General features: G+C 53.2%; 12 protein-coding genes (1 of these 12 running past the window's edge). 5 read left to right on the top strand and 7 right to left on the bottom strand.

What is annotated here, in order from left to right; all coding sequences use genetic code 11:
* Nucleotides 1–52: the final stretch of an IctB family putative bicarbonate transporter gene (locus tag RHP47_RS04435; protein ID WP_149818554.1), read on the top strand. It extends 1,346 nt beyond the left edge of the window; 52 of the gene's 1,398 nt are visible here — the last part of the coding sequence; the start codon falls outside the window, past its left edge; its stop codon occupies nt 50–52.
* Here the strand turns inward: RHP47_RS04435 and RHP47_RS04430 are convergent.
* Nucleotides 21–338 carry a hypothetical protein gene (locus RHP47_RS04430; RefSeq protein WP_310841144.1) on the bottom strand — a complete coding sequence of 106 codons (318 nt, stop codon included), beginning with the start codon at nt 336–338 and terminating at the stop codon, nt 21–23. The two genes, RHP47_RS04435 and RHP47_RS04430, sit on opposite strands and share 32 nt — an antisense overlap.
* 780 nt (nt 339–1,118) lie before the next feature.
* Here RHP47_RS04430 and RHP47_RS04425 point away from each other — a divergent pair.
* A complete protein-coding gene (locus RHP47_RS04425; protein ID WP_286626784.1) occupies nt 1,119–2,216 on the top strand; it encodes an ArsA-related P-loop ATPase in 1,098 nt (365 codons plus the stop codon).
* Here RHP47_RS04425 and hisD read toward each other — a convergent pair.
* From hisD to RHP47_RS04395, 6 genes are all read right to left on the bottom strand, one after another.
* Nucleotides 2,213–3,508 (bottom strand): histidinol dehydrogenase, encoded by a 1,296-nt coding sequence (gene hisD, locus RHP47_RS04420; RefSeq protein ID WP_286626783.1) that lies wholly within the window; start codon nt 3,506–3,508, stop codon nt 2,213–2,215. The two genes, RHP47_RS04425 and hisD, sit on opposite strands and share 4 nt — an antisense overlap.
* Before the next feature lie 141 nt (nt 3,509–3,649).
* A complete protein-coding gene (locus RHP47_RS04415) occupies nt 3,650–4,147 on the bottom strand; it encodes a DUF29 domain-containing protein (RefSeq protein ID WP_286626781.1) in 498 nt (165 codons plus the stop codon).
* Between the two features lie 30 nt (nt 4,148–4,177).
* Nucleotides 4,178–4,654 (bottom strand): DUF29 domain-containing protein, encoded by a 477-nt coding sequence (locus RHP47_RS04410; RefSeq protein ID WP_149818546.1) that lies wholly within the window; start codon nt 4,652–4,654, stop codon nt 4,178–4,180.
* Nucleotides 4,638–5,726 carry a Holliday junction branch migration DNA helicase RuvB gene (ruvB, locus tag RHP47_RS04405; protein WP_286668978.1) on the bottom strand — a complete coding sequence of 363 codons (1,089 nt, stop codon included), beginning with the start codon at nt 5,724–5,726 and terminating at the stop codon, nt 4,638–4,640. Before ruvB ends, RHP47_RS04410 begins: the two co-directional genes overlap by 17 nt.
* Before the next feature lie 21 nt (nt 5,727–5,747).
* Nucleotides 5,748–6,743: a ketol-acid reductoisomerase gene (gene ilvC / locus RHP47_RS04400; protein ID WP_286626778.1), complete on the bottom strand. Its 996-nt coding sequence runs from the start codon at nt 6,741–6,743 to the stop codon at nt 5,748–5,750.
* Nucleotides 6,744–6,845: 102 nt separating this feature from the next.
* On the bottom strand, nt 6,846–7,130 hold the full coding sequence (locus tag RHP47_RS04395; protein WP_149818540.1) for an RNA-binding protein: 285 nt from the start codon (nt 7,128–7,130) through the stop codon (nt 6,846–6,848).
* Between the two features lie 234 nt (nt 7,131–7,364).
* Between RHP47_RS04395 and mnmA the strand changes: the two genes are divergently transcribed.
* From mnmA to RHP47_RS04380, 3 genes are read left to right on the top strand one after another with little or no spacing between them, the layout of a single operon-like run.
* Nucleotides 7,365–8,474 (top strand): tRNA 2-thiouridine(34) synthase MnmA, encoded by a 1,110-nt coding sequence (gene mnmA / locus RHP47_RS04390; protein WP_149818537.1) that lies wholly within the window; start codon nt 7,365–7,367, stop codon nt 8,472–8,474.
* A gap of 14 nt (nt 8,475–8,488) precedes the next feature.
* The gene (locus tag RHP47_RS04385) at nt 8,489–8,719 is read left to right on the top strand and encodes a DNA-directed RNA polymerase subunit omega (RefSeq protein WP_149818535.1); all 231 of its coding nucleotides are present in this window, start codon (nt 8,489–8,491) and stop codon (nt 8,717–8,719) included.
* 5 nt (nt 8,720–8,724) lie between these two features.
* Nucleotides 8,725–9,405: a hypothetical protein gene (locus tag RHP47_RS04380; RefSeq protein WP_149818533.1), complete on the top strand. Its 681-nt coding sequence runs from the start codon at nt 8,725–8,727 to the stop codon at nt 9,403–9,405.
* Nucleotides 9,406–9,424: the final 19 nt, after the last annotated feature.

Below are 9,424 nucleotides of genomic sequence, written 5' to 3'. Positions count from 1 at the left end.
CCGAACAGAGAATACAGCCGCTAACGGTCTGGATGCTGAGCCGTCAACCTAGGCATAAGCTCGGAATCGCCCGCTTGATCTTGCCAGCCACAGTGGGAGCAATGGCACTGACCTATCTTGAGTTGGGAGTGATGGATAGGTTGCCGACACGCAGGGCAGCGACCGGTGAAGTAAGGGTGGTACATCAGCATCCGAATCTGCTCAACAGGAGGAAGATGACCAATCACTTGCTCAAGACTGGCTGTGGGGCATTCTAGGGAAAACATCAGGGAGTCCACAGGAACGTTCGTATCGGTTGGCACAATCTCTTTTTTCAGTGTGCGAGCGATCGCCGGCAAGGGGAATCGTAGAAATACGGAAATCTTCCCCCTCTAGCCTGTGGAAAACTCCAAAAAGCCTGTGGAAAATTCTGGGGAAAACCTGTGGAAAACCCCGGAAAAACTCTGAAAAACTGTGGAAAACTTTTTATTCTTTTTCCACTAAGATAATGGCCTGTGGAAAAACCCCCCACTTTTTCCACAAGTTTTCCACAGGGGGGAAGTGGCTCAAAGTCGCTCTGCAAGCGGGTTTCCGAAAATTTTTCCACATTTCCACAGCCCCTACTACTACTATAAATATTATTTAAATAATTTAGTAGTAGTAGATCTCTAAGATCTAAAGAGAATAAGATTCTGACAGAGAAAAATAAAGATGTGATTTGGGGCATGTGGGGTTAGTCTGAAGCTGTCTTAGAGCTTGAGGAAATCTTGGTTGAGAGGGTTGTGACACTGGGAAACATTAGGAAGACAAGAACAAAACGAAGGGTTGAGATGGCTAGAGGATCAGAACTTCCAAGTGCTTGGGGAAAACTTTGGGGAACTTGGGGAAAACTCTGAAAAAGGATTTGAATTTAGGTTCAGAATGCTCTAATGAGGATCTGTTTGCGCCGCGAAAAATTTTTTTGGCCTGAGAAGGGTCTAGAAGCCCCTAGAAGGAGGGCGATCGCCCTAGTAAGTAGCTTTATCGTTGAGGGGATTTTGCTGCCCATAGAAGCGATTTTATGAGGGGTTGTCTAGAGAACCTTGGGATAGCCGTTTGCCGATAGGATAGTCCAAGCAACTATCGTCCTCAAACTTGCCATGACACGCATTGTTACTCTCTTAGGAGCAACCCCAGAACAACAAACAGCACTGGGTCTGGCTATTGCCCAGTGGTTTGCCGGGCGACAGCAGCGAACCTTGTTAGCAGTGCCGAGTCCAGCCACTTCCCTGCAATTTTTCATTGGCAGTCCAGATCAGGCGATTGGTTGGCAACCCAAGTTGCTGTCGGAGGGATTAGCGATCGCTGAGCTGCTGGCTACTGAAAGTCTCAACACCGCATGGCAAGAACTCAGCCGTTTGGTGGAACCCTATTTGCCCCAAGAGTTGGTGGGTAAGGTTTATGCAGGCGAATTGGTGATCTTGCCGGGGATGGATACTTTGCTCACCCTCAATGCCCTACGCATTCACTACAGCAGTGGTGAGTACGATGTGATTGTCTACGTGGGCGGGAATAGTCAAGATACACTGCGGCTGATTGGGTTGCCCCAAGGGTTGGCGTGGTACTATCGCCGCTTTCAACGTTTGCTAGATCAACTAGATCTCAACGCGATCGCCAATGCTATTGGGGGGCCGATCGCTAGTGCAATTATGGCAGCCAATATTGATACCCAAAAAGTGCGGGAGCGTTTCGGTGAGGCGAAGGAGTGGATCGATCGCGGTGTGCAGATTGCCGCGGACTCGCAACGGTTATCGGTGTTTCTGCTAACGGATGGCACAGTGATCTCAACGGCTCAAACCGAATGGTTATGGGGCAGTGCTCAACAGGTGAATATCCCCATTTCTGAGGTCTTTTGTATGGGGGAACCCACGCCAGAGGTCAGCCGCACGTTTGCACTGCTACGCATTTCGGCGCTCCCCAAAGACTGGAGCCACTGGCAAAGCCTTGTTTCCCATCTTCCAGACCTGAACCAGTTGGCGGCAGCACCAGCTCCCCATGAATTTGATGAGACGCAACAGCAGGTGCGCATTTTCCTGCCAGGATTTCGCAAAGAACAGGTGAAACTCAGCGAGTTTAGTGGGGAACTGACGGTGGAGGCTGGCGATCAGCGACGCCACATTGAACTGCCCCCTAGCTTGAAGGGCAAACCGGTTCGCGGGGGTAAATTTGAAGCCCCCTACCTGATTGTTAGTTTCTAAGGCTCAAGGCGCAGACGCACGGAGTCGCGGTGGGAAATCAGGCCTTCTGTTTCAGCGAGGGTCATGACCGCTCCCCCCTGTTTGCGTAAGGCAGCAGGGGTGTATTGAATAATGCTGGAGTGTTTGAGGAACGTTTCTACACCCAAGGCAGAAGCATAACGGGCGGCACCAGAGGTGGGCAGGGTGTGATTGGGACCCGCGAGATAGTCGCCAACCGCTTCAGGGGTGGAATAGCCGAGGAAAATCGCACCGGCATGGCGCACCTGCTCGACAAGGCTCCAAGGGTCTTCGACTTCCAATTCCAGATGTTCAGGGGCAAAGTGATTGGAGAGTTCTACCGCTTGTTCTAGGCTCTCGACAATGCCAATCAACCCGTAGTGGGCGATCGCCTTCTCGGTGAGGACACGGCGCCGATGCTCAGCCAATTGTTCATTAACAGCCGTGACAACTGCTTCCGCAAGGGGAAGACTCGGTGTGAGCAAAATGGCTGCCGCAAGGGGATCATGTTCCGCTTGAGCCAGTAGATCAGCAGCAATGTGAACGGGATTGGCTGTCTCATCGGCAATGATCAAGACCTCTGACGGCCCTGCTAGGGAGTCAATACCAACGCGGCCATAGACCTGTTTTTTGGCCAGCATCACATACAGGTTTCCCGGCCCAGTAATGACATCCACCCGAGGAATCGTTTCTGTGCCATAGGCAAGGGCAGCAATGGCTTGGGCGCCACCAACGCGATAAATCTCTTGAATTCCCGCTTCTTGGGCGGCAACGAGAACCGCAGGATTAATACCTTTGCCCTGACCGGGAGGGGTGACCATGACAATCCGCTGCACACCGGCCACCTGAGCGGGAATTGCATTCATTAACACCGTACTCGGATAGGCAGCCCGTCCCCCCGGCACATACAGTCCGGCAGCATCAACAGCAGTGTAGCGTTTGCCGAGGACAATGCCATCTTCACCAAATTGCACCCAACTTTTGGGCACGCGCTGGCGGTGGAAGGCTTCAATTTGCTGCTTGGCGAGGCGAATGGCATCGAGGAGTTCTTTGGACACCTGTTGGTAAGCAGCATCCAGTTCATCTCCTTTCACTCGTAATGTTTCGGGGGTGAGGTCAATGTGATCAAACTGGGCAGTGTACTCAATCAGGGCGCGATCGCCTTCCTTGGCCACACGGCGCAAAATTGCCTCAACGGTAGCCTGTTGTTCGCTCATCTCCCCGCTATCGGTGCGATCGCAAATGCGGCGTAGTTCAGCGCGTAGGTCTGTTAACTGGGTGATGATCCGCAACATGGTCGTTCACGTAGGCGAGGCAGAGAGTCGGGGAAAGGTTAAAAAACCTTAATCAACCCTATCAATAGCTTACAGCGATTTTCCAATTACAGGGGCGGGCTAAGGCTGGCCAACAACGAGTGCTTAGGGCAAGATCGCGATTCACGAGACTGAGCCTTCGCAGTTCGCATCAGATTGCCAAGGCAGCCAGTTCTGATCGAGAGCTTGTTCAAGGCTAAATTCGGGGGCTTCAGGAATCAAATGAGGATTTACCCCACTAGCGCTGAGAAAGAGTTTTCTCCCATTGCAATATTGTTTGATGAAAATCTCCTGTACAAAGGATGTCAAGCTAGGGCTGGCTTCGAGTATTTCCTGAATGTGCAGTCTAAAATTCATCACTTCTCGTTGCCAACCCCGCAGGCAGTATTCCCGTTCCGTGTCCCAGTATTTAATTTTGAGGAGGTGCTCACAGAGTCGCATTAAATAGCTCGCGATCGCCTGTTTTTCGCTTCGACCCAAGCTCTCAATCTCCTCAATTAAATTTTCCACATCTAAGTTGTCGAAGTCCCCTGCCTTGAGTTGGGCAACGGTCTCCTTAAGCCAAAGGTAATAGTCTGCGGTGTAGAGGGATGCAGGCTTAGTTTTAATGGGAGAGGTCATACCAGAATACTTCTCGAAGGCCAGTGGATTCTATGAATTGAGGTCAGATTGCCAAGGCAGCCACTCCTCGTCTAGAGCTTCCTCCATTGTGAAGTCGGGGACTTCCGGAATCACGTCAGGGGATAACCCAATCACCTTCAGCATATTTTTCCTTGCCTTTTGATAGGAATCTAGGAAAGATGCCTTTGCAAATGGCTGAAGACTGGGGCTATCCTGCAAAATTAGTGCAATTTCTAAACGGAAATGACTAATCTCCAACAGCCAACCCCTATAGCAGTATTGTCGCTCAGTTTCCCAGTATTTGAGCTTGAGAAGATGCTCACAAAGACGCAGTAGATAGCTGAATAGGGCGCGTTTTTCGCTTCGACCCAAGCTCTCAATCTCCTCAATTAAATTTTCCACATCTAAGTTGTCGAAGTCCCCTGCCTTGAGTTGGGCAACGGTCTCCTTAAGCCAAAGGTAATAGTCGGTCTCATAGAGGAGTTGGGTCTTAAGACAAGGGGTCATGGGGACGAGATAACAACGGCAACTGGTTCTCTGGTGGAGTATAGCCTAGGTGTTGCCAAGCGCGGGGAGTGGCAACGCGGCCTCGGGGGGTTCGTTGCAGATAGCCCATCTGGAGCAGGTAGGGTTCATAGACCTCTTCAATGGTTTGCACATCCTCACCAGTGGCTGCAGCAAGGGTTTCAATGCCCACAGGCCCGCCTTGATAGGACTCAATCATCAGACTGAGGAGCCGGCGATCGCTCCAATCCAAGCCTGCTGGATCCACATTGAACAGTTCAAGGGCAGCGGTAGCCACCTCTAGGCTAATCGTGCCATCGTGTTTCACAGCGGCATAATCCCGTACCCGCTTCAGGAGCCGCAGGGCAATGCGGGGGGTACCCCGACTGCGGCGGCCAATTTCTAGAGCGGCTTCAGGAGTAATGGGAGTTTGTAAGAGGGCTGCCCCCCGCTGAACGATCTGCTGGAGTTCTTCGGGATGATAAAAGCGCAAGCGCTCCACTAAACCAAAGCGATCGCGCAAGGGTGAGGTCAACGCACCGGCACGGGTGGTTGCTCCCACAAGGGTAAAGCGATTGAGTTTCAGTCGTCGCGTGCGTGCCGTTTGCTGTTTGCCCACGGTCAGATCAAGGTAAAAATCCTCCATGGCGGGATAGAGGAGTTCCTCGGTCATGCGGGAGAGGCGGTGAATCTCATCAATAAAGAGAATATCCCCCGCTTGCAGGTTCACCAAGAGACCCACAATGTCGCGGGGGCGTTCCAAAGCTGGGGCACTGGTCACTTTGCAGTTGACCCCCATTTCTGCCGCTAAGATCAAGGCAATGGTGGTTTTCCCTAAGCCCGGCGGGCCATAGAGCAGCAGGTGATCAAGGGGTTCTTGGCGTGCCTTGGCTGCCTCGATCGCAATGTGCAGCACATCTTTTAGTTCCTGCTGGCCAATGTAGTCCTGCAAAGAGCGGGGACGTAGGGACTCTTCAGCCGGCGCGTGCTGTTCCTCTGGGGTGGGTTGATTGGAAAGCAGTGAAGGGGGGCGCGATCGCTCCGGCGGTGAATTTTGCGATGAAATAATCGCCATTGCTGCCCCCTAGGGCAAAGCTTAAGCCCGTTTTAACCAGCTAAACATGGAACGCAGTTCTTGACCCACCTGTTCAATGGGGTGTTCTGCCTCCCGTCGCCGCATGGCAGTAAAGCCCGGTTTACCCGCCATATTTTCCAGCACAAACTCACGGGCAAATTGACCCGTTTGAATTTCGTGGAGAATTTTGCGCATTTCCGCGCGGGTCTCCTCGGTAATAATCCGTGGGCCACGGGTGAGGTCGCCGTATTCTGCGGTGTTGGAGATGCTGTCCCGCATTTTGGCAAGCCCCCCTTCCACAATCAAATCCACAATCAGCTTCACTTCATGGAGACACTCAAAGTAGGCCAGCTCTGGCTGATAACCGGCCTGCACCAACGTTTCAAAGCCAGCCTTAATCAGGGCGCTGAGGCCACCACAGAGCACCACTTGCTCACCAAACAGATCGGTTTCTGTTTCTTCGCGGAAGGTGGTTTCCAGAATGCCGGCACGGGTGCCTCCAATCCCCTTGGCGTAAGCCATGGCTAAATCGCGGGCTTGACCACTGGCATTTTGATAGACCGCAAACAGGCAGGGTACCCCTTCCCCTTGGGCATAGGTGCGGCGCACGAGGTGACCGGGGCCTTTGGGCGCCACCATCACCACATCCACATTGCCGGGGGGCACAATTTGGCCAAAGTGAATGTTAAAGCCGTGGGCAAAGGAAAGAACATTCCCCGCTTGCAGGTGGGGGGCAATCTCCTGCTCATAAACAACCCGCTGAACTTCATCGGGCAGAAGAATCATAATCCAGTCGGCCAGTTTCGCGGCTTCCGCCACGGAGTGCACCGCTAGACCATCGGCACGGGCACGCTCTGCAGAACGACTGCCGGCATAGAGACCCACCACAACATTGAGACCGCTATCCCGCAAGTTGAGGGCATGGGCGTGGCCTTGGGAGCCATAGCCAATAATGGCGATCGTTTTGTCCTTGAGGAGTTCTAATTGGGCATCTGCGTCGTAATACATGCGCGCCATAGTGATGATGTTCCTTTCCAATTGCATTCAGCAGGTTGTTATTATTTCTCTACCACATTGGCAGAGCCGATATAGCACCTCCTAGAGGGCTAGTTGCGGGAGTTAGCGATTACGGGAATAACGATTGTTGCCACCACCCATGGCTTCACGGGGGCGTGCCTTGTTGACCTTGAGTTGCCGTCCCATCCACTCGGCACCGTCGAGATCAGCGATCGCCGCCTCTTCTTCAGCATCCGTGGACATTTCCACAAAACCAAAGCCCCGCTTACGGCCTGTTTCCCGATCCACCGGTAAGTAGACTTGTTTGACGGAACCGTACTCGGCAAAAACGGCCTCTAGGTCTTCTTGGGTGGCCGTGTAGGAAAGGTTGCCGACATAAATAGACATAATCTGATCTGCTCCAAAGCAAAAATTGAACCATGTGTTGACGCTGACTTCGGAGAGACGACTGTCACGTAACCAACCTTCCCTAAAACCGAACTCAAGAATCGCTCTACTTAAAAAACTCAAGCGGCGATTACTCGCCAACCTTGTCTCCCGATTATAGCCGATTGCGATGGCCTGCGCTGCGAAAGTAGGGATGCTACCCTAAAAGAGGTAGATTTTTTGTGAATCTTAACAATGTCCGATTTACCGGCGGTTGTTGTTGGCCTTTCCGGCGGTGTTGATAGTTCCGTGGCCATTGCTAGCCTCAAAGCTCAAGGGTACCCCGTTGTTGGTCTGACGCTGTGGCTGATGAAGGGTAAGGGGCAGTGCTGCTCTGAGGGGCTAGTGGATGCGGCGCGTCTTTGTGAGGAGCTGGGAGTCCCTCACCATATTGTGGATAGCCGCGAAATTTTCGAGAAATATATTGTGAACTATCTAGTCAGTGGCTACGCCAGTGGGGTGACACCGCTGCCCTGTTCCCAATGCAACCGTTTGGTGAAGTTTGGGCCGATGCTCGCCTATAGCCGTGAGCAACTGGGGATTGACTACATTGCTACCGGGCATTATGCCCAAGTGAAATACAATCCCACGAGCGATCGCTATGAACTGTGGCGGGCGGTGGATCGTCATAAGGATCAAAGCTACTTTCTCTATGACTTGCCCCAAGAGATTCTGGCCCATGTGCTGTTTCCTCTTGGTCAGCAAACCAAGGCGCAGACCCGTGCCCTCGCGGCGCAGTATGGCCTGCACACCGCCAGTAAACCGGAAAGCCAAGATCTCTGCCTAATTGAAGCCCATGGCTCCATGCGCCAATTCTTGGATCAGTATCTGCCCAGTCAGCAAGGGGAAATTGTCGATGTCCATGGCCGGGTGCTGGGGTACCATCAGGGGATTCACCACTATACGATTGGCCAGCGCAAAGGCTTGGGAATTGCGGCACCTGAACCGCTTTATGTGGTGGCCTTGGATCGGGAACACAATCGCGTCATTGTCGGCGATCGTGCCACCGCCGGCCGTCGTGAGTGTACAGTGGCCCGGGTGAACTGGGTCTCGATTCCCCCTCCCACAGAACCGATCACAGCCACGGTACAAATTCGCTATCGTACTCCTCCGGTGCCGGTAACCATCATTCCCGCTGCCAACGCTGAGCAGGTACAATTGGAGTTTGCTGAACCGCAATTTGGGGTAACGCCGGGGCAAGCGGCGGTTTGGTATGCGGGCGATCGCCTGCTGGGGGGCGGCATTATCCAGCCCTTTGTGACACCGACACCACAACCCCTACAAGCAATGGCCACCCACGTTTAAGGAAAAGACTGACCATGCAAAAGCGCCTTCATTACTCAGCCTTGGAAATTAACCGCCGAGCGGAAGAATTAATCAAGCACTCCGCCAATCGCTATCGGATTACGGTGCAAATTGCCAACCGGGCGAAACAGCGGCGGGGGCTAGAGGCCAGTGAAGATCTCGATGATCTGCCCCTGAAGCCGGTGACCCGTGCCATTATCGAAATGTCCGATGAAATTGCTCAACCGGAGTTACTGGCAGATTAGGCGCCATGGGAAGACGACGGGGCTGGACGTTTTTGGGCTGGGTGACGGGGGGGTGCTTGCTGGCACTTCTGTGGTTGCCCCTGAGCAGTACTTGGAGTGTGGGGCGATCGCAACCTGACCCCAACCTACCCGATGCCACTGCCCAAATTCTCATTAACCCGCGGCTGGTGGCAGAAACCCTCTATCCCAAATTGCCCGCTTTACCGAAGGAAAACCACTATATCCGCCAAGAAAATCGTCAGCCCGCGCCGGAGAGTACCCTCCTTGAGCGATTCATTGTCTATCACACCACTGTCAAAGGGCGATCGCCCCTCTACCGTTTTGACTGGAAAATTTCCCTTGCTGACTATTTGGGGCTGAATGACTTCCTGCGGGGAGAAACCTATCCGGGACGTTCTTACCTGACAGTCAACCCCATGGAAGGGGATATTGCTGCTATTCGCCAACTCAATCGCCAACAACGGGATGCCTTGGTGAGCACACTGGCCACCTTCTACGCCCAGCAAGCGGGGTTACCCACGACTACGCCCCAGCGTCCCCAACCCCAAACAACACTGCCAGAACCGACATCGAGACCTCCCACCGTTTTGCCCCCCGTTCCCCAACCTGGCAGTGCTGGACTTTTGGCGCCCCCCGAACCCCCCCGCCCGATGCCCACTGGGGAATCCCGTTTTTTACTGCCCTAGATGTTTGCAATTGGGTTCA

The sequence above is a fragment of the Thermosynechococcus sp. QKsg1 genome, from assembly GCF_031586415.1.
GTDB lineage: Bacteria > Cyanobacteriota > Cyanobacteriia > Thermosynechococcales > Thermosynechococcaceae > Thermosynechococcus.
Note: the sequence above shows the minus strand (reverse complement) of the source record. Positions and strands in the feature narration are given on the sequence as shown.